The 24329-nt window shown below is 50.7% G+C and carries 23 protein-coding genes; 15 read left to right on the top strand and 8 right to left on the bottom strand.

Translation table 11 applies throughout. The features are described 5' to 3' along the window. The first annotated feature begins 40 nt into the window (after positions 1–40). On the top strand, positions 41–451 hold the full coding sequence (locus tag ACJJI3_RS07050) for a GFA family protein (RefSeq protein WP_444894122.1): 411 nt from the start codon (positions 41–43) through the stop codon (positions 449–451). Positions 452–864: 413 nt separating this feature from the next. On the opposite strand, the gene ACJJI3_RS07045 is transcribed toward ACJJI3_RS07050, so the two are convergent. Beyond that, positions 865–1137: a winged helix-turn-helix transcriptional regulator gene (locus ACJJI3_RS07045; RefSeq protein ID WP_444942548.1), complete on the bottom strand. Its 273-nt coding sequence runs from the start codon at positions 1135–1137 to the stop codon at positions 865–867. Positions 1138–1275: 138 nt separating this feature from the next. Between ACJJI3_RS07045 and ACJJI3_RS07040 the strand changes: the two genes are divergently transcribed. Further along, entirely contained in the window at positions 1276–1581 is a 306-nt protein-coding gene (locus ACJJI3_RS07040; protein WP_444941972.1) for a YciI family protein, read from the top strand. Positions 1582–1962: 381 nt separating this feature from the next. Continuing rightward, a complete protein-coding gene (locus ACJJI3_RS07035) occupies positions 1963–2256 on the top strand; it encodes a YciI family protein (protein WP_413665500.1) in 294 nt (97 codons plus the stop codon). 54 nt (positions 2257–2310) lie between these two features. Here the strand turns inward: ACJJI3_RS07035 and ACJJI3_RS07030 are convergent, their stop codons facing one another. Beyond that, positions 2311–3045 (bottom strand): SDR family oxidoreductase, encoded by a 735-nt coding sequence (locus tag ACJJI3_RS07030; RefSeq protein ID WP_444941971.1) that lies wholly within the window; start codon positions 3043–3045, stop codon positions 2311–2313. A 108-nt stretch (positions 3046–3153) separates the two neighbouring features. Here ACJJI3_RS07030 and ACJJI3_RS07025 point away from each other — a divergent pair, with 108 nt between their 5' ends. Beyond that, on the top strand, positions 3154–3756 hold the full coding sequence (locus ACJJI3_RS07025; protein WP_413665502.1) for a TetR/AcrR family transcriptional regulator: 603 nt from the start codon (positions 3154–3156) through the stop codon (positions 3754–3756). Between the two features lie 49 nt (positions 3757–3805). Here the strand turns inward: ACJJI3_RS07025 and ACJJI3_RS07020 are convergent, their stop codons facing one another. Together ACJJI3_RS07020 and ACJJI3_RS07015 are read right to left on the bottom strand one after the other, a co-directional pair. Then, positions 3806–4354 (bottom strand): DUF934 domain-containing protein, encoded by a 549-nt coding sequence (locus tag ACJJI3_RS07020; RefSeq protein WP_444897573.1) that lies wholly within the window; start codon positions 4352–4354, stop codon positions 3806–3808. Then, entirely contained in the window at positions 4338–5999 is a 1662-nt protein-coding gene (locus tag ACJJI3_RS07015) for a nitrite/sulfite reductase (RefSeq protein ID WP_444905527.1), read from the bottom strand. Before ACJJI3_RS07015 ends, ACJJI3_RS07020 begins: the two co-directional genes overlap by 17 nt. Positions 6000–6429: 430 nt before the next feature. On the opposite strand from ACJJI3_RS07015, the gene ACJJI3_RS07010 reads away from it, so the two are divergent. Beyond that, entirely contained in the window at positions 6430–7242 is an 813-nt protein-coding gene (locus ACJJI3_RS07010) for a carbon-nitrogen hydrolase family protein (RefSeq protein ID WP_444941970.1), read from the top strand. Between the two features lie 344 nt (positions 7243–7586). On the opposite strand, the gene ACJJI3_RS07005 is transcribed toward ACJJI3_RS07010, so the two are convergent. Both ACJJI3_RS07005 and metH read right to left on the bottom strand, forming a co-directional pair. Beyond that, a complete protein-coding gene (locus ACJJI3_RS07005) occupies positions 7587–7805 on the bottom strand; it encodes a DUF2970 domain-containing protein (RefSeq protein WP_413665506.1) in 219 nt (72 codons plus the stop codon). 4 nt (positions 7806–7809) lie between these two features. Continuing rightward, on the bottom strand, positions 7810–11505 hold the full coding sequence (gene metH / locus ACJJI3_RS07000) for a methionine synthase (protein ID WP_444941969.1): 3696 nt from the start codon (positions 11503–11505) through the stop codon (positions 7810–7812). A gap of 220 nt (positions 11506–11725) precedes the next feature. Between metH and ACJJI3_RS06995 the strand changes: the two genes are divergently transcribed. From ACJJI3_RS06995 to ACJJI3_RS06960, 8 genes are all read left to right on the top strand, one after another. Continuing rightward, positions 11726–12316 carry a TetR/AcrR family transcriptional regulator gene (locus tag ACJJI3_RS06995; protein WP_444941968.1) on the top strand — a complete coding sequence of 197 codons (591 nt, stop codon included), beginning with the start codon at positions 11726–11728 and terminating at the stop codon, positions 12314–12316. A 118-nt stretch (positions 12317–12434) separates the two neighbouring features. Further along, positions 12435–13466 (top strand): NADPH-dependent curcumin/dihydrocurcumin reductase, encoded by a 1032-nt coding sequence (curA, locus tag ACJJI3_RS06990; RefSeq protein WP_444932977.1) that lies wholly within the window; start codon positions 12435–12437, stop codon positions 13464–13466. 33 nt (positions 13467–13499) lie between these two features. After that, complete coding sequence (locus tag ACJJI3_RS06985) at positions 13500–14180, top strand: type 1 glutamine amidotransferase domain-containing protein (RefSeq protein ID WP_444941967.1); 681 nt, start codon at positions 13500–13502, stop codon at positions 14178–14180. A gap of 108 nt (positions 14181–14288) precedes the next feature. Then, a complete protein-coding gene (gene nfuA, locus ACJJI3_RS06980; RefSeq protein WP_282933143.1) occupies positions 14289–14879 on the top strand; it encodes a Fe-S biogenesis protein NfuA in 591 nt (196 codons plus the stop codon). A gap of 256 nt (positions 14880–15135) precedes the next feature. After that, positions 15136–16008 (top strand): patatin-like phospholipase family protein, encoded by an 873-nt coding sequence (locus ACJJI3_RS06975; protein ID WP_444897566.1) that lies wholly within the window; start codon positions 15136–15138, stop codon positions 16006–16008. 316 nt (positions 16009–16324) lie between these two features. Next, the gene (locus tag ACJJI3_RS06970) at positions 16325–17194 is read left to right on the top strand and encodes a patatin-like phospholipase family protein (RefSeq protein ID WP_444941966.1); all 870 of its coding nucleotides are present in this window, start codon (positions 16325–16327) and stop codon (positions 17192–17194) included. Positions 17195–17433: 239 nt separating this feature from the next. Further along, entirely contained in the window at positions 17434–18309 is an 876-nt protein-coding gene (locus tag ACJJI3_RS06965; protein WP_444941965.1) for a patatin-like phospholipase family protein, read from the top strand. After that, on the top strand, positions 18293–18727 hold the full coding sequence (locus tag ACJJI3_RS06960; RefSeq protein ID WP_444932981.1) for a nuclear transport factor 2 family protein: 435 nt from the start codon (positions 18293–18295) through the stop codon (positions 18725–18727). Before ACJJI3_RS06965 ends, ACJJI3_RS06960 begins: the two co-directional genes overlap by 17 nt. A gap of 33 nt (positions 18728–18760) precedes the next feature. On the opposite strand, the gene ACJJI3_RS06955 is transcribed toward ACJJI3_RS06960, so the two are convergent. Both ACJJI3_RS06955 and hrpB read right to left on the bottom strand, forming a co-directional pair. Further along, complete coding sequence (locus ACJJI3_RS06955; protein ID WP_444941964.1) at positions 18761–19756, bottom strand: endo alpha-1,4 polygalactosaminidase; 996 nt, start codon at positions 19754–19756, stop codon at positions 18761–18763. Between the two features lie 202 nt (positions 19757–19958). After that, positions 19959–22523 carry an ATP-dependent helicase HrpB gene (gene hrpB / locus ACJJI3_RS06950; protein WP_444941963.1) on the bottom strand — a complete coding sequence of 855 codons (2565 nt, stop codon included), beginning with the start codon at positions 22521–22523 and terminating at the stop codon, positions 19959–19961. Between the two features lie 125 nt (positions 22524–22648). Between hrpB and ACJJI3_RS06945 the strand changes: the two genes are divergently transcribed. Beyond that, positions 22649–23113 carry a cupin domain-containing protein gene (locus ACJJI3_RS06945; RefSeq protein ID WP_444897561.1) on the top strand — a complete coding sequence of 155 codons (465 nt, stop codon included), beginning with the start codon at positions 22649–22651 and terminating at the stop codon, positions 23111–23113. Between the two features lie 200 nt (positions 23114–23313). Next, a complete protein-coding gene (locus ACJJI3_RS06940; RefSeq protein WP_444941962.1) occupies positions 23314–24264 on the top strand; it encodes a D-alanine--D-alanine ligase family protein in 951 nt (316 codons plus the stop codon). The last annotated feature ends 65 nt before the right edge of the window (positions 24265–24329 follow it).

Genomic DNA, 24329 nt, shown 5'->3' with positions numbered 1-24329 from the left:
GCTAAGGTTGCTTCAACTTCGTAAGTAACAGGAGAAATTTATGTCCAAAATATCTGGAGAATGCCTGTGCGGTTATATTAGTTATTCTTGCTCCGAAGAGCCGGTAATGGCGGGTCATTGTCAATGTACAGATTGTCAGAAAATTAGTGGGGCTGGACACATCGCTAACATTGCTATTCCTCGCGGAAGCTTAACCATTAGTGGCGATCTTGCATTTCATGAGAAGCAGACAGATAGCGGCAATACAGTAAGGAGAGGTTTTTGCCCTCGCTGCGGTTCGCATATTTATGCGGAAAATAGCGGTATGCCGCAGTTTGAATTTATCCGCGCTGGAAGTCTTCATGACCTGGAGCAATTCAACCCGACAATGGTGGTATATGCTGGTAGTGGTGCATCTTGGGACTATATGGACCCGGAATTACAAAAATTTGAAAAAATGCCAGAAATGTGACCTTAACAATCAAAAGTAGGGGGTGCAGCGCATAGCTGTTTTTGGGTTAAGGAAACTTCTGAAAATCACATTTCTCTCAATTTATCTCCCTGTAATCCCCATGACTCGCTACTTACGGGCACAAAAAGGTAACTCATAAGGGTGCCCTTAAGAGCAGTGGTTTGGTGACTTCTAAAGAGATTGACCCCTCCTTTACCCTTGATGGTTAGCAGGTGCATTGTTTGGCAGAATTATTCGTAGATTTGATTTGCGCGGCGATTAATATTATTCGTTTTCGCTAGCGCATGATGCGAGTGATAATGAGGCTGCCCCATCGGTTCAGTCCATTTTGTCGCGATAGTTGGCCTGCCTCCAAGAACCCAGCGGCATCTAGGCTGCAAAGCTCTTGGGTTTTGGCTTTTACAGAGTGTCTATTAGGCCTTGAGGGATTCCTCCCAGTTATTAGCCCATTCCCTCAGCGGATCAAGGGTTTCCATTAACGAAACTCCCAGATCTGTCAGTTGATATCCATTCGTACACTTATTAATCAATTTAGCTTCGCTCAACTGTTTGATTCTTGTATTTAGTACCGAAGGGGACATGGCATCACACTGGGCTTGGAGTTCCCTGAAGCTCCGGGGTGTGTTCCTCAGTTCCCACAGTATTCTCATATTCCATTTTCGCCCGAGCAGATCGAATACAGCCATAATGGCTATGCCGCTAGTCGAGCCTCTGACAGTTTTTTTCGGTAGAGGAGTTGCCATGGTTCTTGCGCTTCTAAATTAGTAGCGTTACAGTTGCTACGAAATCAGTAGCAATCTTATAGTGTTTTTAGAGAAGAGGGAATGGGTGTGTTTTTAGTGGATATGCATTTTAAGGATATGAAAAAGCTAACCCCAGAACTGACTGCGGAGCATAGGCTTTATCTGGAAGGAGAGTATAAGTCTGGAAGTTTGCTCTTTGGAGGAAGGAAAAATCCCAGGACTGGAGGGATTATTGTTTCTCGCCACAACAGTGAAGAAGCATTGCGGAGAGTGCTTGATGAGGACCCTTTTATAAAAAGTGGAGTGGCAGTTTATTCGCTAACCGAATTTGAGCCTGTTATGGCCTCTGAACAGTTTTTACACCTTCTAAAGATGAGTTCGCATTAACAGTCTTAAGAGTGAGCCCAAAGAGGGAGTGCCATCTCATTAATCCCCAAATGTTTTGAGGGGAGTTTGGTATGTGGCTTTGAGGGGGACACCATAGCCTGGAAGGCAGATGAAGCTCTTCAGGCCACATGTAACTTGATTAATCTGAAGTATCGTCTATTTAGCACTATTGCCTAAAGAAAGGTACTTGATGGCACCATTAAATTAAGTGATGCCCGATCATCAATCTCCGATGGTTTCCATTTAAGCTACTACTTGGGGATTATCCTCTATCGCCAAGGTGGAAAGATTTGCTATCTATTAGATTGGTGGAGGCTATTTCTGCAAGCTTAAAGTGGTGTAAAGAGTTGATATATAGCCCCTAAGGAGGGGGGAGATGTTATGTTTTTAGTGAACTTGAATTTCCCGGATCTTAAAAAACTGACCCCAGAGTTAATGGCGGAGCATGTGAGCTACCTGGAGGGGCACTATAAATCGGGAGACCTGCTTTTTGGGGGAGCGAAAGAGCCTAGAACTGGCGCGATAATTATTTCACGTCACCCCTCTGAGGAGGTGCTGAGAAAGGTTCTGGAAGAAGACCCTTTTACAAAACATGGGGCGTCGACTTTTACGATCACTGAGTTTGTACCCGTTATGGCTTCAGAGGAATTTTCCAGCCTCTTGAAAGAACCCTAGACCGGGTTCCTTCGAGGCTTGTGTTACTTCTTACTCAGACAATCTTCGGCCGTGTTATTCGCTAAGGTCTGCGGTGATCACCGAATCAGAGAAGCTCTGATAAGCGGCTTCAAAAGTCTGCGACATGGCATCCGGGAAGAGGTGAAAATCCCCATTTTTTAGCGCGCCAACAATTTCCTCAGCCACTGCACTGGGGGATTCTCCGTCCTCCAGCCCAGCCTGTTTGGCCATATCTGTTTTGATGGGGCCGGGGTGAACACTCAATACTTGTACGCCTCGCTCCTGAAGCGTTTCTCGAAGTGCCTGGGTAATTGCGTAGCTGGCGGCTTTGGATGCGGAGTAGGTGCTAACGTGTGGGAAGGTACGCAAGGATACGACCGAATTCATTTGTACCAGGGCGCCCTTGTTCTTTTCCAAATGGGGGGTGAATGCTTTGGCTACTCGGACAAGCCCAAAGGTATTCACTTCCAGTTCCTGCTTAAGGGAGTCCTCTACATGGTCGCTAAGCGGGTCTGCGGGCGCAAGTACCCCGGCATTGTTCACCAGAATATCCAATTCCTGAATCGCCTTTGCCGCCGCCCCTACACTTTGGGCTTTTGCCACATCGAGTTCCAATGTGATTACTTTGTCGCCATATTTTTCTGTCAGTTCTGTCGTTGTCTCTGGGTTGCGCACGGCCAGATAGACTTTTTTTGCGCCACCGTCGAGAAAGCGCTCAACAATTGCCTTGCCAATTCCGCGATTCGCTCCAGTTACAAGGGCAGTTTTTCCTTCGATTGAAATGCTCAATTCTGTTCTCCTGTGAAGGGTTGATCAATATTGTACCGATCGGTAAGGTTTGAGCTAAGTCTTACCGATCGGTACAATATTGTCAAAACAATTTTTGGGAGATTGCCAATGGCGGGTCGCAAGCCGGAGTTTGATAAGGCGCATGCGCTGGAATCAGCAACGAAAGTCTTTTGGAAAAAGGGCTATGTGGGCGCCTCAATGGCCGACCTGACCAAGGCTATGGGGATTAATAAGCCAAGTCTGTATTCTTCTTTTGGCAATAAAGAGAAACTGTTTGTTCTTTCATTGGGGCAGTACCTGGATAGATATGCCAAAGATCGTATGCAGTTCCTGACGGAAGAGGGAGTGCCGTTGCGGCAGCGATTGCATAGTTATTTGCTGGCTACCGTTAAAGGACAGGCCGGGGAGGGAACCCCGAGGGGTTGTTATCTGGCGTTTGGATTATCGGAAACTGCCGGTGATGCTTTGCCTTCTGATGCCATTGACGCTTTAAAAGCTGCTGACGCAGAAGCGGTAAAGCAACTGGTTGACTTGTTTCGTTTTGATAAAGAGTCCCAGGCTATAGGGCTGGATCGGCGTGCCGAGGAGTGCGCTATGTACCTGATTACCTTGTTGCATGGCACAGCATCGGTATTGCGATCCGGGCGGGAACTCAAGGAGGTGGAACCCTCTTTGGAGTTTGCACTTAATGGATTGGGGTTGGAGGCGTGATGGAAGTGGAAATTTAGACCTCTGAGTATTCAGAGGTCTAAATTGAGCTTTAGAAGCGGCGACGGAACATGGGCAGCGGTTGGTCTACCCCTGTTTGGTAGCTATCGCCAAAATCGCTCATCGAGTCTTTAAGGCTTGCCAGAGGCTGCTCGCCTTCAAATGCGTAGGCATTGAAGCCGCAGCGTTGTAAATAGGTCAGCTGGTCTCGCATAAACCCGCCCACTGCGCGTAACTCTCCGGTAAAGCTGTAGCGCTCGCGCAGCATACGGCCTGCGGTAAAGCCTCGACCGTCGGCAAATGCCGGGAAGTGCACGGCAATTACCGGCAATTTGGGAGCTTCTTCCGCAATTTGCTCGGCACCTTCTTCACTGTCCAGCCAAACACCGACTTCGTCACTGCGGGATGACAGCGCATCGCGATGCGCCAGCCACTGTCGCAGTGGCAGGATAATTTTGCCGGAGGGCAGGGTGCTTGGGTCCAACTCCTCTCCCGCTTCCAGTTGGGGTACCAGCTGCCATTCGTTGGTCTTTACTTCACCATCGATGATCAGTTCTGCGGGGTTGCCCGGCTGTGGGCCCAGTTTAGCTGGCTTTGGCATAAACTCTCTCCTTGAAGGGCTGAAGGCCGATGCGGTTGTAGGTGTCTATAAAGGGCTCTTCCGTTTGGCGTTGCTCGACATAGAGGTCGAGGATTTTGCTGATCACGTCTGGCACTTCAGCGCGGGAGAAACTGGGGCCCAATACCTTGGCCAGGCTGGCCTCGTTGGATGCACTGCCGCCCAGCTGGATCTGGTAGAACTCTTCGCCTTTCTTGTCGACGCCGAGGATGCCGATATGTCCCACGTGGTGGTGGCCACAGGCATTCATACAGCCAGAGATATTGAGGTTGAGGTCACCCAGGTCGTACAGGTAGTCCATATCGTCAAAGCGACGCTGGATGGCTTCGGCTACCGGGATGGACTTGGCGTTGGCAAGTGAGCAGTAGTCACCGCCGGGGCAGCAAATCATATCGGTCAGGGTGCCGATATTCGGTGTGGCGAAACCGTGCTTGCGGGCCTGTTGCCAGAGTTCAAACAGTTTGTCCTGCTCGACGTCTGCGAGTACCACATTCTGGTCGTGAGTTACCCGAGCTTCACCAAAGCTAAAAGTATCGGCAAGATCAGCAATAGCCTCTAATTGGGCATCGGTTACATCACCTGGGGGGACACCAGTGGGTTTGGTGGACAACTTAATTGCGCGATAACCGGGTACCCGGTGCGGGTAGGTGTTGCGTTCAAGCCAGCGGGCAAAGGCTTTGTCGCTGTCGGCTTGTTGTTGCAGTGCCGCTTCAGCAGCTGATCCGTCAAACTCGCGATATTCCGGGGCAGTGAAGAAGGATTTAGCCCAATCCAATGCTTCCTGGGTTAACTTTTCAGCGCCGTCTTTAATATGTTGCCACTCTTCTTCCACGCGGCGGCCGAACTCTTCCGGGCCGAGGGCCTTGACCAGAATTTTAATACGCGCTTTGTACTTGTTGTCGCGGCGACCTAGCTGGTTGTAAACGCGGACAATCGCTTCAAGGTAAGAGAGCAGGTCTTCTTCCGGCAGGAAGTCGCGGATGGTCTCGGCAATAACCGGTGTGCGGCCCTGACCGCCACCTACCAATACCTGGAAGCCAATCTCTTCACCGCGCTTGACGATCTGTACACCGATATCGTGTACGCGGATGGCGGCGCGGTCCTGCTCTGAACCACTGACGGCGATCTTGAACTTGCGCGGTAAGAAAGCGAATTCTGGGTGGAATGTAGACCACTGGCGAATCAGCTCGCAGTAGGGGCGCGGGTCGGCAATTTCGTCGAGCGCAATGCCGGCGTAGGGGTCCGAGGTGGTATTTCGGATACAGTTGCCGCTGGTTTGTACCGCGTGCATTTCCACTTCCGCCAGTTCATCGAGAATAGCGGGTACGTCTTCCAGCTGCGGCCAGTTGTACTGGAGGTTCTGGCGCGTAGTGAAGTGGGCGTAGCCTTTGTCGTAGTCGCGGCTTACGCGAGCAAGACGGCGTAACTGGGCACTGTTGAGCAGACCGTAGGGAACGGCAATACGCAACATGGGGGCCAGTCGCTGAATATAGAGGCCATTTTGCAGGCGCAGCGGCAGGAATTGCTCCTCGCTCAACTCGCCGGCAAGGTAACGTTCCGTTTGGCCGCGGAACTGGGCTACGCGATCGTTGATGATGGCGCGGTCCCGGTCGTCGTATCGATACATAACAGCTTGATTCCATTGCCTTTGTGCGCTGATGGTGGAGAAAGGGGCGGGCCCCGGACGATTCTCCGCTGGCGCATAACATACCAGCGCTCTTATGCAATAAATAACAATATTTTCCGCTATATCTGTAACCAACAGTTATAAGAGAGATTTATCAGCATAGTGCTTGTCTGTTGTTGCAGATTCGAGGAGCGTTGGAGTAATGGCTATCTATGCCGTCCTGTCTGTTTTTTAGCCGCAACTTACCTGTTGAGTGTAGCGACTCCACTTCGGGGCCTGGCAAATCGACGCTAATTCGGTTGGTTGTGAATTGATACCGCCTGTCAGTTTACTTGCGGTGATATAAAGTGCGAATCGCCAGTCATATATGAGGCTGGTCAGTGGGTAAGTCAGTGAGTGAATTCCTAAAAAAATATAAGAGGTAAGCGGGATGGCTAAAGATATCCTTGCGGCGATGATTGAGTTTGATGATTCATCAAAGTTTACTGGTGTGAGTAACAGTAATTTCGATGTGTTTGAGGGGGCCTTGGCTCGCGCTAAAGCCATGATGCAAGAGTACTCCGACGATAAATATATCAAGATGTTGGTTGCGCCGGAGTATTACTTTTCAGGGTATGCCTCTAAAGCAAAAACTAATCACATCGACTCTTTAAGCAAGGGCTCCAAGAGTGATATTTATTCCGGCCTGCGCAGAGCTTCCCGTCAGTACCCGAACATTCTGATTGTTGCAGGGACTATTGCTTACACAAAAGGTGGTGGATGTTTTTCTTCAGCATCTTACTTAAGCATTGCTCCTATCCTGGCCGGTGGCAATTTCCTGCTGAAGAAATATAAAGTTGGCAATGATAAGTATCAGACGGATGACGCTTTCTCGACCAAGACAAGTGACAGTACTTTTTCGTACAAGGGCTTAACTTTTGGCATTGATATTTGTTTGGATCATAACAATAGGATTCTAAAAAACTCGCTGGGTGGTAAAACTGTCGATGTACATATTCTGATTTCCGATGGCTCAAGCCCGAGTCCAGGTTCTCTGGCGACGAACAAGAGTGGTGGTGGAGCCGTGGTGTTTTGCAATATGACGAGTGTTAACAAGGGCAAAGGTGTTAATGGAATTATGTCAGTTTCCCCAAATAAATGGGGCAATCTGAATGTCGATGTTAACAGCCGTACACAGGTTGCTAAGACTGGCCAGGCTCTCACCGGAGGGTTTCATATCGCTCTCTATTCCGGGCAGGCGTAGAGTGGCAGTTGGGTCGGTAAGGTTGTTTGCCGGCCCCGCCTTGCAACTGATGACTTGATTTGCTCTACTTGGGTTGCCGCATCCAGCGGCCCAACTACTTTAAATAACAATAAAGAACGATCGGAGAGATTCGATGAATGATGAAGTAGCTGTAGTTTCTGAAGACGATAATGTAGTGGATGCAATTGCTGCTGTAGCACTGGTCGCAATTTTCGTAGCCACCTGTGTTTTTTGGGTGGCCACGCGCTAGCCCGCCGCTGGCCCGGAGTTGTGTAGTCCCGGGCATTAGCATTTCGCTCAGCTTATTTGTGTAGCTGCTAGCTGATGAAAAGCACTTTGCGATCTTAGCCCATATTGCCGAGTACTATTTTCACAATAAGAGCCAATCCGATTACAAATACGGCGGTAAAAACAACGCCAGCAATAACGTACGTCATAATACTGCCGCTTTGAAAATCCCTTTCGCGGTTTTTATCACTCTGCACGCCAATTGCGGCGGCCAGGGTACTGACTACCACCTGGCCGAAATTGGGCTTTTTCGCTTTCTTATTATTATCTTCCACAGGCTCACTCCTCGAGGTTGGGACGTAGCCAGCGCTCCAATTCCGGTTCGCTGACCCCTTTTCGTTTAGCCAGGCTTTGCAGCTGATCCCTGCCGATCTTGCCCACATTGAAGTATTTTGCCTGGGGGTGGGCGAAGTACCAACCGCTCACCGCAGCTGCGGGCATCATGGCAAAGTGTTCGGTAAGGCTGACGCCTGCATTTTGCTCCGCTTGTAGCAATTTGAACAGGGTAGCTTTTTCCGAATGATCGGGGCAGGCGGGATAGCCCGGGGCTGGGCGGATGCCTTGGTAGGCTTCCTTGATCAGCTCCTCATTGCTGAGGGTTTCGTCTTCGGCATAGCCCCAATATTCTTTTCGCACCAAGCGGTGCAGTGTCTCAGCAAAGGACTCTGCCATACGGTCTGCCAGGGCCTTTACCATAATGGCGTTGTAATCGTCGTGCTTGGCTTCGTAGGTGTCTGCTAACTCGTCTGCGCCGATGCCAGTGGTAACCGCGAAGCCGCCCACATAGTCTATTTGGCCGGACTCAAGCGGCGCGACGAAATCTGCCAGGGAGCGGCAAAGGCCATCACCACCGCGTTTCTGTACCTGCTGGCGCATATGGTGAAGGCGAGCCAGCTCCTCACTGCGGCTTTCATCCTTGTAGACGATGATATCGTCGCCGACGCTATTGGCTGGCCATAGGCCGAATACGGCCCGTGCGCGCAATAGCTTTTTATCGATAATCTCTTTCAACATACGCTGGGCGTTGTCGTAGAGATCGGTAGCGGCTTCTCCCACAATTTCGTCTTCAAGGATTGCCGGGAATTTACCCGCCAAATCCCAGGAAATAAAGAAAGGCGTCCAGTCCATAGTGTCGAGCAGTTTCTCCAGAGGGAAATCGTCGATCACGGTAAGGCCCAGCTTATTGGGTCGTGCTGGCTGGTAGTTTTTCCAATCAAATTCCGGGGCAGTATCCCGCGCTTCCTCGTAGGTTAAGCGGGTGTCATTGCGCTTGCGGTTGGCGGTGCGGGTGCGCACCTTGTCATACTCGGCCTGGATTTTTTCCACAAAGGCTGGGCGCAGCTCATTGGAAATCAGGCTGCTGGCCACGCCTACGGCGCGGGATGCATCGGCTACATACACCACCTGGTTGCAGTGGAATTGAGGATCAATTTTTACGGCGGTATGGGCTTTGGAGGTGGTGGCTCCGCCGATCAACAATGGGATATCGAACCCCTGGCGCTCCATCTCGGCGGCTACGTGAACCATTTCATCCAGGGACGGGGTGATCAGGCCGGACAGGCCGATAATGTCACACTCCTTTTCCTTTGCAGTTTGCAAAATGGTTTCCGCTGGCACCATCACGCCGAGGTCGATTACTTCATAGTTGTTGCAGGCCAGCACCACGCCCACAATATTTTTGCCAATATCGTGCACATCCCCTTTAACAGTGGCCATCAGGATACGGCCGTTGGAGCGGCTGTCTTCGGTTTTTTCCGCTTCAATATAGGGTTGTAGGTAGGCTACCGCCTGTTTCATAACCCGGGCGGATTTCACTACCTGGGGCAAGAACATTTTCCCTTCGCCAAACAGGTCTCCGACGATATTCATACCGTCCATCAGTGGACCCTCGATCACATCCAGTGGGCGTGAGGAACTTGCGCGGGCCTCTTCGGTATCTTCCTCGATATAGTTGTTAATGCCTTTCACAAGGGAGTGTGCCAAGCGCTCCTTCACGGGCAATTGGCGCCAGCTAAGGTCCTCTTTGCGTGTGGCACCGCCGCCATCCCCTTGGTATTTGGGGGCAATTTCCAGCAGGGCTTCAGTGGCATCCGGGCTGCGGTTGAGGATCACATCCTCAACTTTTTCCCGCAGCTCCTCTGGGAGTTCGTCGTAGACCGCCAGCTGCCCGGCGTTCACGATACCCATATTCAGGCCGGCTTTAATAGCGTGAAACAGGAATACTGAATGAATGGCTTCACGTACCGGATTGTTGCCCCGGAAAGAGAAGGAAACATTGGAGACGCCGCCACTGATCTGGGCACCGGGCAGGTTTGCGCGAATCCAGCGGCACGCCTCAATAAAGTCCACCGCGTAATTATTGTGTTCCTCAATACCGGTGGCGACAGCAAAAATATTTGGGTCGAAAATAATATCGGTGGGATCGAAGCCGACTTCATCGACCAGCACATCGTAGCTGCGCTTGCAGATCTCAATTTTGCGCTCGAAAGTATCCGCCTGGCCATCTTCATCAAAAGCCATCACCACCACAGCTGCACCGTAGCGCAGGCACAGTCGAGCCTTTTCGATAAACTCCTCTTTGCCTTCCTTGAGGCTGATGGAGTTCACAATGGGCTTGCCCTGGATGCATTGCAGGCCGGCCTCGATCACCTCCCACTTGGAGGAGTCCACCATAAATGGCACCTTGGCGATATCCGGTTCGGTAGCGGCAAGGTTGAGGAAGCGGCGCATAGCGGCGAGGGCATCCAGCATCGCCTCATCCATATTGAAGTCGATTACCTGTGCACCATCCTCTACCTGGGCGGCAGCCACTTGCAGGGCGGTGTCGTAGTCCTCTTCAAGGATCAGGCGCTTAAATCGGGCGGAGCCAGTGACGTTGCAACGCTCGCCCACATTGACGAATAAGGCGTTTTCATCGGCGACAAATGGCTCCAGTCCGGACAGGCGCAGAGCAGGTTTTATTTCCGGCTGCTGTCGTGGGGGTATATCGGCCACTGCGTCGGCAATTGCACGAATATGATCGGGGGTGGTGCCACAACAGCCGCCGAGGATATTAATAAATCCGCTGCGGGCAAATTCCGCTACGATTGCGGCGGTCTGCTCAGGGGTTTCGTCGTATTCGCCAAACTCATTGGGCAATCCCGCGTTGGGGTGGGCGGAGACATTAGAGGTACAGGCGCCCGATAAGGCTTCCACATAAGGGCGCAATTCGGTGGCGCCCAGGGCACAGTTGAGCCCCACAGAAATTGGCTTTGCGTGGGCAACGGAATTGTAAAAAGCTTCAGTCGTTTGGCCGGAAAGGGTGCGGCCAGAGGCATCGGTAATGGTGCCGGAAATCATAATTGGCAATTCGAAACCCAGCTCCTCAAAGAGCTGCTGCATGGCATAGATAGCGGCCTTGGCATTGAGGGTGTCAAAAATGGTTTCGATTAAGATCAGGTCGCTGCCGCCTTCGACCAAAGCGCGGCCCGCTTCTACATAGTTTTCTACCAGTTCATCGAAAGTGACATTGCGTGCCCCTGGATCATTGACGTCTGGTGAAATACTGGCGGTGCGGGAAGTGGGGCCGATGACCCCGGCTACCCAGCGCGGGCGCTCTGGGGTAGAGAGTGCATCTGCTGCACGGCGCGCGATCTCTGCGGAGGCCCGGTTGATCTCTACTACCAAGTGTTCCATATCGTAATCAGATTGGGACAGCTGGGTCGCGTTAAAAGTATTGGTTTCGATAATGTCCGCGCCCGCCTCAAGGTACTCCCGATGAATCTTTTCGATTAGCTCCGGGCGGGTCAGACTGAGCAGGTCGTTATTGCCTTTCAAGTCGCGTGGGAAGTCGGCGAAGCGCTCACCCCGGTAATCGGCCTCTTCCAGCTTCTCCCTCTGGATCATCGTCCCCATAGCGCCATCCAGGATCAGGATACGCTGCGCAAGCGCGGCATTAATTTGCTCGAGACGTTGGTCGCGGGACTGCTGGGACATTTACCAATCCTTATATTGTCGATCTTTTGCCGATGGTGGGAATGGCGCCAATCTTAGCACAGTCACGCCCACTCACTGGCTGCGACTTACGCCTTTTTGGTTGTTCCACCACAATAACAGAGCAGTTTTGAATAAAGTTGAGCAATTTATAGATACTTCACAGCGCCTAATCACTATAAATCCCTAGACGACCGGTCTAGTTTTGCGTAGAGTGATAGGCATGAAAAGCAGCTATGAAGATACTCGCCAACATTTGTTGGATACCGGTTACACCGTGATGGCCGTAAAAGGTTTCTCCGGTGTAGGTTTGAGTGAAATTCTCAAAACCGCCGGTGTGCCAAAGGGATCCTTTTATCACTACTTTAAGTCCAAGGAGCAATTTGGCGAGGCTCTGCTGGAAGATTATTTTCGCAGCTACCTGGAACAGATGGACGTTGGCTTTTCCTCCCGGGATCAATCTGCCGCCGATAATTTATTGGCCTATTTTGATGCTTGGCAGAAGAGTAGTGGGGAGCGTTACGATGCACACCGCTGCCTGGTGGTTAAGCTTAGCGCTGAGGTGGCAGACCTGTCCGAATCGATGCGGGTTATCCTCAGAGATGGGACTGAGCATATTATTCAGAAGCTCCAGAATTGTATCGAGCTGGCAGGGGAAGACGGTTCTCTACCAGACACCCTCAATGCCCGCGCCACCGCAGCTTTCTTGTACCAGCTGTGGCTGGGAGCCAGCCTGTTGGCCAAGCTAAACCGCAACGATACGCCAATGGCAGAGGCGATGCTGGCGACCCAGGAGATACTGGGAAAACACTAAGTTTTTACTGAGCCCGCGAGGGGAAAACCGTTGCGGGTATTTTTATGGCGCCTTTCTAGACGACCGGTCTAATTTGGCGACTTTGACTTCCGTTTTATGAAGTTATGGAGAATAGAGAATGCAATCGAGCGATATAAACCGCCGCCTGGTATTGGCATCCCGCCCTGAAGGTGCCCCGACAACAGATAACTTCCGCCTGGAGCATGCCCCTGTGGTCAAGCCGGAGGTCGGCGAGGTGCTGTTGCGCACAGTATTCCTATCGCTCGATCCCTATATGAGGGGGCGAATGAGTGATGCGAAGTCCTACGCAGAGCCTGTTTCACTGGGAGAGACCATGGTTGGAGGGACGGTGAGCCGTGTGGTTGAGTCCCGATTGAATGGCTTCGAGGAGGGGGATTGGATACTCGGTTATAGCGGCTGGCAGGACTATGCCATTTCTGATGGTACCGGGTTGATTAACTTGGGTAAAAATCCGGATTACCCCTCCTTCTCCCTGGGAGTGCTGGGTATGCCGGGAATCACCGCCTACTTTGGCTTGCTGGAAATTGGGGAGCCAAAAGAAGGAGAGACTCTGGTAGTTGCAGCTGCTACCGGTCCTGTGGGGGCAACAGTTGGACAAATCGGCAAGTTGCAAGGGTGCCGGGTAATCGGTGTTGCTGGAGGTGAGGAAAAGTGTCGCTATGCGGTAGAGGAGTTGGGCTTCGACCTGTGCCTGGATCACCGCGCCGAAGATTTTGTCGATCAATTGGCTGCGGCTTGCCCTGAGGGTATCGATATCTATTTTGAAAGTGTTGGTGGCAAGGTCTTTGATGCGGTGCAACCGCTATTAAATGATTTTGCGCGGATTCCTGTATGTGGGCTTATCTCTCAGTACAACGCAACCTCATTGCCGCAAGGCCCGGATCGCACCAGTTTGTTAATGCGGGATGTACTGACCAAACGCTTGAAAATCCAAGGCTTTATTATTTTCGATTACTACGAACGTTTTCATGAAGCGGTGCGTACATTAAGCCAGTGGGTTGCGGAAGGCAGTATTAAATATCTTGAGGATATGGTCGAAGGGTTGGAAGAAACACCCAATGCATTTATCGGGCTTCTGGAAGGAAAGAACTTCGGCAAGTTAGTTGTGCGCATAGGAAATGATGATTGAAGCAAAGCTGACAAAGTTTATAAGGACAGAAATATGAAAATACTGATGGTTCTGACTTCCCACGATGAACTGGGGAATACCGGTAAGAAAACGGGGTTTTGGCTGGAGGAGTTTGCCGCACCTTACTACACCTTCAAGGACGCCGGTGCTGAAGTGACCCTGGCCTCTCCAAAAGGCGGGCAGCCGCCTCTCGATCCTAAGAGTGATGAGCCAGATTTTCAGACGGAGGCGACTCATCGCTTTCAGGCTGACGCCGATGCTCAGCAGGCTCTGGCCAATACCCACAAATTGGCTGATATGAATGAGTCTGATTTTGATGCAGTCTTTTATCCCGGTGGCCATGGTCCCTTGTGGGATCTTGCGGAAGACCCGGTCTCAATTGCACTGATTGAGAACTTTTTTGCCGCAGACAAGCCGATCGGTGCTGTGTGCCATGCTCCGGGCATTTTCCGTCATACACGCCGTCAGGATGGCGCTTACCTGGTGTCGGGAAAAGGTGTGACCGGGTTTGCCAACTCGGAAGAGGCTGCGGTTGAACTGGTGGATGTCGTGCCTTTCCTGGTTGAGGATATGCTCAAGGGAAATGGTGGAAACTACTCCAAAAGTGGTGATTGGGCACCCTACGTAGTGGTAGACGGCAAACTGGTAACTGGTCAAAATCCGGCCTCTTCAGAGGAAACCGCCCAGACTCTTATGGGATTTATCCCCACCTAGGAGAGTGGTGAGGCCGGTCGGTCGAAAGGGTTCCAACTGACCGGTTTCCCTTGAGTCTTTCTGAGAGTAGAATACCCGACAAAGAAGCTTGGTTATTTGAGAGCCTATATGTCTGATTTGAATGTCACTATTACTGAACCCGCTCAGGAATACCTGAAAGAGCTGTTGGCCAAACAGGACTGTGAGGGAATTGCCATTCGCATGTTTGTTTCCAGTCCCGGCACGCCTAACGCCGAGACCTGTATCGCCTACTGCCGCCCGGGAGAGGAGGAAGAAGGTGATGTGATGTTGGAAATGAACGGTCTCAAAGCTTACTTCGAAGGGCGCAGCGTTCCCTATCTGGATGATGCTCGGGTCGATTACTCTTCGGACAAGATGGGCGGGCAGTTGACGATTCGCGCGCCCAACTCCCGTATGCCGAAAATTACTGACGACAGCCCTATCCAGGATCGTATTAACTATGTTTTGTACAACGAGGTTAATCCGGGCCTGGCAGCTCACGGTGGCCAGGTAAGCCTGGTAGAAGTGACCGAGGATATGTTTGCTGTGTTGAAGTTTGGTGGCGGCTGTCAGGGTTGTGGCATGGTTGATATGACCTTAAAGGAAGGCGTGGAAAAGACTCTCAAAGAGAAAATCCCCGAATTAGCAGGCGTGAAAGATATTACTGACCACACCGACAAGTCCCAGGCTTACTACTGAGTTCCTGAGACCATTCTGAGTCGGCCAAGTGGCTCAAAAGAAAAAGGCGAACCTTGTGTTCGCCTTTTTTATTGCAGTGAACCTCTCAGGTTAGATCCCGCGTAAGCCTCCCTACGAACTACTCCCACACTGTATATATTTGAAATATTCCTCGGTGCTTTTGAGGCGCTGGGGCAATGTAAAGTGCCGGTGCAGCGATCCAGTGATTGGTCATGCTAGTGATTGCTTGTGCGCCAACTCCAGGGAAGAACAATCTATGTTTGACCAAGTGGTGTTTGCCGGTGGCGGCGTGCGCTGTACCTGGCAGATCGGCTTTTGGGAGTCGGTTGCAAAGGAAATTGATCTGGCACCTCGGGTGGTCAGTGCAGTATCCGCTGGCTCCCTGGTTGCCAGCCTGGTTCTGATGGACAGGTCACTCGACGGGGTGGATTACTTCGTTTCGGCATTTAAGTCCAATGGGAAAAATATCCATTGGGGCAATATGTTTCGCAAGGACCCAGTATTCCCGCACTATACAATTTATCGGCGAGCATTAAGCGACTTATTTTCTGGAGGCTTTGATCAACTTAGGGAAGCCGCAGACCTACGTATAGGAGTCAGTACTTCGCCGAAATGGCTGCCTGGTCCAATCGCATTAATGATTGGAGCTGCGATTGATTACTCTGATACTTATATTTTCCCGAACCTTCACCCCACTACTGCACTTAAATTGGGCTTCCGCCAATCTTTTTATAAAGTTCGTCACTGTTCAGATCCGTCCCAGTTAGAGAAGCTGGTTATTACTTCATCCTGCACGCCACCTCTGACACCGCGTCTGAAGCAGGGCGGTGCAGAGGTATTGGATGGAGGGGTTGTAGATAGTGTGCCTATTGGTGGGCTGGATACTGGTGAAGGACGGGTGCTTATTTTGCTAACCCGACGTTTCCCGCAGCTGCCGGACCGTTTTACGGTACAAAAATTTAACCAGGAATGGACATATGTTCAGCCCTCTGGACATGTTCCACTTAATGTTTGGGATTTTGCCAGTCCGGAAGAGGTGAAAGATACTTTCCGTATGGGGATTGCAGATGGCCGTGCATTTTTAGCGGCACTGAGTGGCGAAGGGCGGTTAATTGAGAGTCCTCCCTGATGTGACTGGGGATATCTTGAATTACTGATTGGAAGGTTACGATCTTAAAGTTACTCATAGGTTTGCACTGAGTGTTGAGATAAAGACACCTTTAGTCTCAATGCCTAGTTGGTTTGAAAAGTGAAGCCTTTTTTATATCTATTTGTATCAAGGTGGTTGGCAGGTTCGCTGATTGTGATGCGTAATAGTTGGGAGAGAGCCATTAACTGTGATCTCGCTTTAACGCTTGGTGGCGATAGAGACAAAAACTCCTGCCTAAAATTAAAATCAAAAATACCCGTATCTATTTCGATAGCCTTTTTTAGAGGGTGTCGTCATGTTTGATCAAATGGTTTTTGGTGGCGGAGGAAGCCGTTGCACTTGGCAGCTTGGTTTTTTGTTATCCCTAAGTCGCGAATTACCGATCCGGCCAAAAGTTGTTTGTGCTGCATCCGGAGGCAGCATGGTAGCGGCACTCATGCTTACGGATCGCTGCCGTGAGGGTGTTAATTACTTTCACTCTGCTTGCAAAAAAAATGAAAGGAATTTCTACTGGAATAATTCATTCCGTAAAGAACCAATTTTTCCGCACTTTGAGATCTATCGCAAAGGGGTGCATGAATTTTTCCACGATAGCCTTGAGCCTCTGCGTCAATCTGCCGACCTCAGAATTGCAGTGACCTATCCCCCGGAATGGTTGCCTGTGCCGCTCGCACTGACGCTGGGGCTGGCAATTTTCTACTCTAACAAACATATCTTTCACGACTTGCACCCAAATACAGCGTTACATTTGGGGTTTCGCCAAATGTTTCACCCCGTGAGTAAATGCAAAGATGGGAAAGATCTTGAGCAGCTTATTTTGAGTTCCTGCTGTGCCCCCCCCATATCCCCAAGGTTATCGCTTGATGGTGCAGAGGTACTGGATGGAGCTCTGGTAGGTAATGCCCCGGTCGCCGGCTTGGATGCTAGCAAAGGGCGGGTTCTGATTTTGGATACAGGGAGCTTTCCACACCTACCGAACAGTTTCAGTGTGCAAAGGGGGGGGCAGGTGTGGACTTATGTGCAGCCCTCCAGCCCGCTGCCTATCGGGATGTGGAATTTTGCTGACCCCAGTGCGCTGAGGCATACCTTAAAAATTGGGGTTGCAGACGGTTATGCCTTTCTCGATGCGCTGGTGTCCGGTAAGGATCGCCTGGTGGAAATTTGAGTATTCAGTGAGTTCAGGGTCAAGACGATCAGTTGCACAATACTTGTGATTCGATTAGCTTATGCAATTAGTTGCATATTGTTGTCGTCATCAATATGTCATCATGAAGGCTGAAACTAATTGGTCATAAGTGTCGGCGGTAATGCAAAGAGCGGCCTGAAACTGCACTTGAGAGGATGTAAAACACAGAATGGACTCAGGAAGTTCCAGCCGGAAGGCTGCTGCAGGGAAGCGAGATCATGTTTGACCAAGTTGTTTTTGCCGGTGGTGGTGGGCGGTGTACCTGGCAGATTGGTTTTTGGGAGTCGATAGCCAACGAAATTAGTCTTTCTCCGAAGGTGGTTACTGCGGTCTCGGCAGGGGGCCTAATGTCGAGCCTGGTGCTGATGGGTAAGACGGAGGAGGCTCGTGAATATTTTTGGACTGCGTTCGAGACTAATGAAAAAAATGCTTATTGGGGAAACCTTTTCGGTAAAGAACCTGTGTTCCCCCAATACGGAATCTACCGCAATGCGATGTTAGAGCTGTTTCGCGATGGACTGGAGACCCTTCAGCAGGGCGCAGAGTTGCGAATTGCGGTTGTTCACCCACCAAAAGGTCTATCTGGCGGTTTGGCTTTTGGAGTGGGGGCCATGGCCTACTATGCCGATAAGCATTTTTTACGCAGCCTTCACCCCAAGATCGCCCAGCGCTTAGGTTTTAAGCAGCAATTTTATCGAGCCCGGGATTGTTCCAGTATTGAGGAGTTGGTGGACCTGATTTTGTGCTCCTCCTGTACGCCGCCATTCACTCCAAGACTTAAGTTGCGGGGGCGAACAGCGCTCGATGGTGGGGTGGTAGATAACATCCCGGTTGCAGGGCTGGATAATGGAAAGGGAAGGGTGCTGGTGTTGTTGACCCGTCGTTACGATCAGTTCCCGGACATATTTACACAGCGTAAAGGCGATCAGGATTGGACTTATGTCCAGCCCTCGAAACCGCCATTCATCAGTGTTTGGGACTACACAAATCCTGAGCTGGCCCAAAAAACTTACGAGTTGGGGTGTGCTGATGGGAGAGAATTTTTACAAAAACAAGTGAGTGAAGAGGAAATCTCCAATGAACAATTCCAATAAAAAAATAGCGGAATCGATTGCCCTATGGCACGAGATGGTCGCTGCGCGAGATCTGAGTCGCTTGCCAGCGATCGTTGCAGAAGATGCTGTTTTCCGTTCACCGGCATTTTTTAAGCCCTACCATAGCTCCGCTGCTGTGTGCCTGATTCTCAATACGGTGATGCAGGTTTTTGAGAGCTTTGAATACGACCGTGAATTTACTACCGAATCGGGACACGATCTGGCACTTGAATTCGCAGCCTCCATCGGTGATAAGAGTCTGAAGGGATTGGATATTATCCGCTTTAATGATGAAGGCAAGATTATTGAGTTTGAGGTGATGATACGTCCGCTCAACGCCCTGCAAAAATTGGCAGAGGAAATGTCCGGGCGGCTTTCCCAGTATGTGACTCAATATAAGGAAACTCAGCAGGCCTGATGCCTGCTGAGTTAAAGCGTTGGGGCCTAATGATTACTCATCGTCGGAATCGAAGTATTCAAATGCATCGATTCCATCCATATAGGCCCCATCGAATCCTGCATCAACAATCATATAAATATAAGAATCATCGTTGCCGAAGATAATTTTTTGCCAGCCCTCCTGCCAGTACTTCACGTAGTAATTACCTGGCTCGTCGGATATTTCCCCCAGTAGCCATTCGGGAGGGGTGTTGTACCAATAGGATTTCCAGTAATAACGATCGTCTTGTGCCTCGCCGACATTGACATAGGCCAGCACCAGGCGGCGCCCGCCATTTTCTTTTACCCTGAGCTGCTCAATTTGTTCTTCTGTGTAAGGTTCACCGTCAAAGAAAAAGTCGATTATCAATATGTCGTAATCGGTTTCACTCAGTTTATCGATGAAATCTTGAGGCGTAGAGTAGTTGCTGGTATTGGTGATATTGACAAAGTTTTTGGCTTTCTCAAGGTCATCAATGTCCAGAGAGTTAACATTGAAGGGGTCATCGGGATATAGCGGTACATCGTTCAGGAGTTCGCTATCTGCGGCAAAAGAAATATACCCAGCTTCTTCGTTATTCTCATATGACTCATCAATATCCCGCTCAATATTGGTGAAGTCCGTGATTAGGATTGTATCCCCTTCATCTTTCGCCAAGTCCAGGTAAGTTTGCAGGCGCTCGGTTTCTGACTCGCTGGTGGGCTCGTTGATATCACCATTTGCGCCAAAGAAGAGGGCCTCCTGTGCAATGCCGTCTGTGGCATCCAGGTAGGCTTCATCGACGGGACCAGTGGTAGTGGTTGTCGTAGTAATCAACTCAACCCCATTCTGGGGTACGATGAGAAAGTGACGGTTGATGCCCTTGGCGTAGGCGCTGATATCCTCTACCAGGTAACGCATTTCCTTATCGTACTTGATAGTTGACTGATTCAAATCATCGGGAAGATCATCGAGGCTACAGCCAAATATCAGTAATGGGCTGAGAGCTGCTAAGAGTATTCGGCGCAAAATACATCTCCATTGCTACGAGTTAGAGTTTGTTCTGGTTTTGGGGCGTCGCTGCGGGCCAAAATAATTTAGACTATCTCTATTGGCGCGAGTTCCTATCCCTTGCGGCAGCTTATGCTATCCGGTTGTTGCTGAATGTTAACTTAACCGCCGCCCAGAAAGTAATTTTGCTGCCTCAGGGGCAGTGAATCTAAAAAAAGAACTACCGTCCCATATCCATTCTCTTCTTCGTTTTAGTAGTAGCCTCAGCCGTCAGGGGATCATCGGGCCAGTAGTGCTTCTGGTATTTGATACGCAACTCCTTCTTTACCTCTTGGTAAGTATTGGCCCAGAAATTCACCAGGTCACGGGTAATTTGAACGGGGCGCCGTGCCGGAGAGAGCAAATGAATCATCAATGGATAGCGGTTTTTTAGAATTGTTGGAGTTTGTGCCAATCCAAATAGCTCCTGCAGGCGCACAGCCAAAACAGGTGGGGTTTCTCCGTAGTCGATTCTTATCCGGGAGCCACTGGGAACCAGGTAGTGACTGGGGGCCAAGTCATCGAGTTTTTGTTGCAGGTCCCACTCAAGCTGTCCGCGCAAGATGCTTTGCAAGTCAAGCTGCCCTAGCTGCTCAAGTTTGCTGAACCCCTGCAAATGAGGTAACAGCCAATCCTCCATGGTCTCCAATAGAGCCTCATCACTCCAGTTTGGTACTCGAGTGTCGCCGAGAAAATCCCCGGACACTTCACTTTGGCGCAAAAATTCCACTCGAAAACGTAACTGGTTAGCTTCTGTGTTCCAGGGGAGGGAGGAGAGACCTTTCTTTCGTACGGCTTCTAATAATGCGCGACTGAGGGTCTCCGGTGGAATATCTGCTGCAGGCCGCTGGTGTAAAACCAGCGCCCCCAATTGCGTTTGCTGTAGGGCGACAGCGCGGCCGGTAGTCTCGTCCCAGCGAACTGAAATCTCTTCTTTGATCTGGGCGGCGAAATGCGACTTCAAAGCGGGCAGGGAAATCTCTGCTGCCAGCTGGATACTTGCATCTCGGCCCTGGCCATCCAGTTCGGCAATGACCAGGTATTCGCTTAAAGCTAGGGCGTCATCATGGGAGAAATGTGCGCCTCGGCCACTGGAGAGTAGAAACCGGCTGCCGGTATCACTGCGCGATTTCGCAATACGGTCTGGGTAGGCGAGTCCAAGCAGGGCACCAGTTTCATCGGAGTGATCGATACTCTGTGGTGCAGGACTTGAACTTGACTCAAATTTCTTTAATTGAGAGAGCCAGGTTTTAGACTGCTGGCGTATTCTGTGAGCAGTACTGCGATCTACCCGCCGATCGTTGCCTTGGGACTGCAGAGCCTGAATCCGTTTGCTAATGTCCCTATCCCATCGGGCTTCGCCACGGAAAATATCCCGTTCCGATAGTAGCGCTGCCAGCAAGCAGGCCTGTTCCTGCAATCCCCAGCTGACACTGGCAACTAACATATGTGCGAGGCGAGGGTGGGCGCCAAAGGCGAGCATGGTATTCCCGTGAGGGGTAATACGCAGTTTGTCATCCAGTGCCTCCAGTTGCTGCAAGAGCTGCTGGGCCTGGGCCATAGGTCCTGGGGGTGGTGTGTCGAGCCAGTTGAGCTCGCTGACATCGGTAACCCCCCATTTGGCTAATTCAAGTGCCAGGGGAGCCAGATCACTGCGGGTGATTTCCGCTGTATTATTGGTGCTCAATGACCGTTGCCGGCCCTCACTCCAGAGTCGCAGACAGTAGCCGGCGCTGAGGCGCCCGGCACGCCCTGTGCGCTGGTTAGCTGAGGCCTGGGAAATCGAGCTTGTCACCAAACGATTCATGCCACAGTTGGGATTAAAGCGCGATTCACGCATTAATCCTGAGTCGATAACTATTCGGATGCCCTCAATCGTCAGGCTGGTCTCGGCCACATTTGTAGCCAGTACGATTTTTCTCGTGCCTGGTGCCGTTGGTGCTATCGCCTGATCCTGCTGCTCACGGCTCAGATCCCCAAAAAGCGGTGCAATAATAATGCGGCCCTTTTCGGTTTCCTCAGATAGTCGCTCCTCCAATAAGCTCTCAACCTGTTTGATTTCGGCGACACCAGGAAGGAAGGCGAGAACACTACCTTCTTGTTTGCCTAAGGATGCGACAACTTTACTTGCCATCAAAGCTGGGATTTGTCGTTTGTCCTCGGGCTCTTCTCGTTGGTTTAAGTATTCAATATCGACGGGATAGCTGCGTCCTTCACTGGATATGATGGGTGCGTTATTTAGTAGTGAGGAGATGCCGCTGGTATCCAGGGTGGCAGACATCACCAGAATCTTGAGATCCTCGCGAAGATACTCCTGGGACTGAAGACATAAGGCGAGGGAGAGGTCGGCTTGCAGGCTGCGCTCATGAAATTCATCGAATATGACCAGAGCACTGGATGCCAATTCAGGGTCAGCCTGTAAGAGGCGCGTGAGAATTCCCTCGGTTACAACCAGGATGCGAGTCTTCTTGCTTGACTTCCGCTCGCCCCGGACCTGAAATCCAACGGTATCACCAACTTTCTCACCCAGCTGGTTAGCCATGCGCGCCGCTGCCGTTCTAGCGGCCAAACGTCGCGGCTCCAGCATAATAATATTCTTTCCGCTCAACCAAGGCTCATCTATTAATGCCAGTGGTACGGCGGTCGTTTTACCCGCTCCGGGGGGTGCCTGGAGCACGACATTACTATGCCCTCTCAAGGCCTGGAGCAGTTCGGGGAGGATACTGTGAATAGGTAACTCAGACATGGGCGCGATTATAGTGATTTCGCAACATCGGTGATACCAGCACTGTCCGGTAAGCTGGCTAGCTGCTGGCTGAACTATATTCTCCCGTAACTAGATGGTTGCTTCCCAGGAGAAAGGAGAGTGCGATGAGTGTGAATGTCCGGCGAGTTGTTACAGGGCACGACCCAGAGGGAAAGCCAGTAGTGCTCATAGATGATCAGGGTTTGCATACCAGTAGTTGGCGGCCTCATATGGTTCAGCAGCAGTTATGGACTACTCAGGACTTGCCCGTAGAGCTTTGTGAAGATGGTAGAGACAACGGCGGGAGAAAATTTGATGGGACTACGATTCCGGGAGGCTCGGTTTTTAAGGTCGTAGAATTTGGGCCGGGAGTTACGCCACGATCTCACCAAACTGACAGCATTGATTATGCGGTAGTGATGTCTGGGAATATCGAGATGGAAATGGGAGATGAGGTTGTTGTGAAGCTGTCTGCGGGAGATGCACTTGTCCAGCGGGGGACAGTTCATAATTGGGTCAATCGAGGTGAAGAACCTTGCGTGATAGCTTTTGTGCTAATTAGCTCTACGGGCAATACGGCATTTGGTTAGTTGTCTTTATTAATGGTTGCTTGCAAGTACTTTCGACTTCAACCCTATCCAAAACTCAGTACTAATGAAGGTTATTAACTTCTTTTTTACGTTCACTTTTCCGGGTAGGGGCTGGGGGGCGTTAAAGTGAAAATCAGTTGCGTAGCTAATATTCCAGCCCGGCATTCGATAGATTGTGTAGTGGCAGCGGAGCATGATTGATGCGTATCGGTATAGTCTACGACCTTCGTGATGATTATCTCGGGATGGGGTTTAGTGAAGAGGACGTCGCTGAACTTGATTACCTGGAGACGATAGATGCGATTCACGATGCGCTTACCTGCGCAGGCCACCATATCGAACGGGTCGGCAATATTTACAGATTGGCGCAGCAACTGGTTGAAGGTAACACCTGGGATCTAGTGTTCAATGTTGCTGAGGGGATGTATGGAACGGGGCGCGAAGCACAGGTTCCCGCTTTGTTGGACGCCTGGAAGATACCGTACACATTTTCTGATCCATTTGCCAGCACAGTGACTCTTAATAAGGAGATGACCAAACGCATATTGCGGGATATGGGTATACCAACGGCACAGTTTGCAGTTGTTCGAAGCGTTACAGATGTCAATCGAGTGGAGCTTGAATACCCTTTGATGACAAAGCCGCTCAGAGAGGGAACCAGTAAGGGGGTATCGCCTGAGTCCAAAGTTATCGACAAGGCAGCTTTGAAAAACCGCTGTGAATACCTTTTGAGTCGATTTAATCAGCCAGTACTGGTTGAAACATTCCTACCTGGCCGAGAGTTTACTGTGGGTTTTTTGGGGACGGGTGCAACTGCCGAGTGCATTGGCGTGATGGAAAAGTTATTGGGCGATGAACCTGTTTATTACAAGTATGATGGAGCTTTCCCCGGCCGGCTGGTTGACGATGGTCAGGCGCTAAAGGTTCGAGCAATTGCGCAGAAGACTTGGGAAGTACTTGAGTGTCGTGATGGTGGTCGAGTTGATATTCGCTATGATGCACAGGGAGCCCCCATGGTTATGGAGGTCAATGTCCTACCCGGTTTGCGGCCTGAAGTTTCTGAACTGCCCGTGATGTGTGAATTGGCGGGTATTCAGTATGGGGCCATGATCAACCGCATTGTGGAATCAGCTATAAGCAGTCATTTATAGTTATCCTGGATCCTGTAAAACTCTACGATATATTGTGGTGCAGACTACCGTTGCCAAACACTTGG

It is taken from the genome of Microbulbifer maximicatervae (SeqCode), from assembly GCF_052466985.1.
The sequence above is the reverse complement of the archived record's forward strand: the minus strand, read 5'-3'. Positions and strand labels throughout refer to the sequence as shown.

What these genes read in the sequence shown, in the direction of transcription:
- ACJJI3_RS07050 (WP_444894122.1), top strand. Translation starts at nt 41, where the DNA reads ATGTCCAAAATATCTGGAGAATGCCTGTGCGGTTATATTAGTTATTCT.
- ACJJI3_RS07045 (WP_444942548.1), bottom strand. Translation starts at nt 1,137, where the DNA reads ATGGCTGTATTCGATCTGCTCGGGCGAAAATGGAATATGAGAATACTG.
- ACJJI3_RS07040 (WP_444941972.1), top strand. Translation starts at nt 1,276, where the DNA reads ATGGGTGTGTTTTTAGTGGATATGCATTTTAAGGATATGAAAAAGCTA.
- ACJJI3_RS07035 (WP_413665500.1), top strand. Translation starts at nt 1,963, where the DNA reads ATGTTTTTAGTGAACTTGAATTTCCCGGATCTTAAAAAACTGACCCCA.
- ACJJI3_RS07025 (WP_413665502.1), top strand. Translation starts at nt 3,154, where the DNA reads ATGGCGGGTCGCAAGCCGGAGTTTGATAAGGCGCATGCGCTGGAATCA.
- ACJJI3_RS07020 (WP_444897573.1), bottom strand. Translation starts at nt 4,354, where the DNA reads ATGCCAAAGCCAGCTAAACTGGGCCCACAGCCGGGCAACCCCGCAGAA.
- ACJJI3_RS07015 (WP_444905527.1), bottom strand. Translation starts at nt 5,999, where the DNA reads ATGTATCGATACGACGACCGGGACCGCGCCATCATCAACGATCGCGTA.
- ACJJI3_RS07010 (WP_444941970.1), top strand. Translation starts at nt 6,430, where the DNA reads ATGGCTAAAGATATCCTTGCGGCGATGATTGAGTTTGATGATTCATCA.
- metH (WP_444941969.1), bottom strand. Translation starts at nt 11,505, where the DNA reads ATGTCCCAGCAGTCCCGCGACCAACGTCTCGAGCAAATTAATGCCGCG.
- ACJJI3_RS06995 (WP_444941968.1), top strand. Translation starts at nt 11,726, where the DNA reads ATGAAAAGCAGCTATGAAGATACTCGCCAACATTTGTTGGATACCGGT.
- curA (WP_444932977.1), top strand. Translation starts at nt 12,435, where the DNA reads ATGCAATCGAGCGATATAAACCGCCGCCTGGTATTGGCATCCCGCCCT.
- ACJJI3_RS06985 (WP_444941967.1), top strand. Translation starts at nt 13,500, where the DNA reads ATGAAAATACTGATGGTTCTGACTTCCCACGATGAACTGGGGAATACC.
- nfuA (WP_282933143.1), top strand. Translation starts at nt 14,289, where the DNA reads ATGTCTGATTTGAATGTCACTATTACTGAACCCGCTCAGGAATACCTG.
- ACJJI3_RS06975 (WP_444897566.1), top strand. Translation starts at nt 15,136, where the DNA reads ATGTTTGACCAAGTGGTGTTTGCCGGTGGCGGCGTGCGCTGTACCTGG.
- ACJJI3_RS06970 (WP_444941966.1), top strand. Translation starts at nt 16,325, where the DNA reads ATGTTTGATCAAATGGTTTTTGGTGGCGGAGGAAGCCGTTGCACTTGG.
- ACJJI3_RS06965 (WP_444941965.1), top strand. Translation starts at nt 17,434, where the DNA reads ATGTTTGACCAAGTTGTTTTTGCCGGTGGTGGTGGGCGGTGTACCTGG.
- ACJJI3_RS06960 (WP_444932981.1), top strand. Translation starts at nt 18,293, where the DNA reads ATGAACAATTCCAATAAAAAAATAGCGGAATCGATTGCCCTATGGCAC.
- hrpB (WP_444941963.1), bottom strand. Translation starts at nt 22,523, where the DNA reads ATGTCTGAGTTACCTATTCACAGTATCCTCCCCGAACTGCTCCAGGCC.
- ACJJI3_RS06945 (WP_444897561.1), top strand. Translation starts at nt 22,649, where the DNA reads ATGAGTGTGAATGTCCGGCGAGTTGTTACAGGGCACGACCCAGAGGGA.
- ACJJI3_RS06940 (WP_444941962.1), top strand. Translation starts at nt 23,314, where the DNA reads ATGCGTATCGGTATAGTCTACGACCTTCGTGATGATTATCTCGGGATG.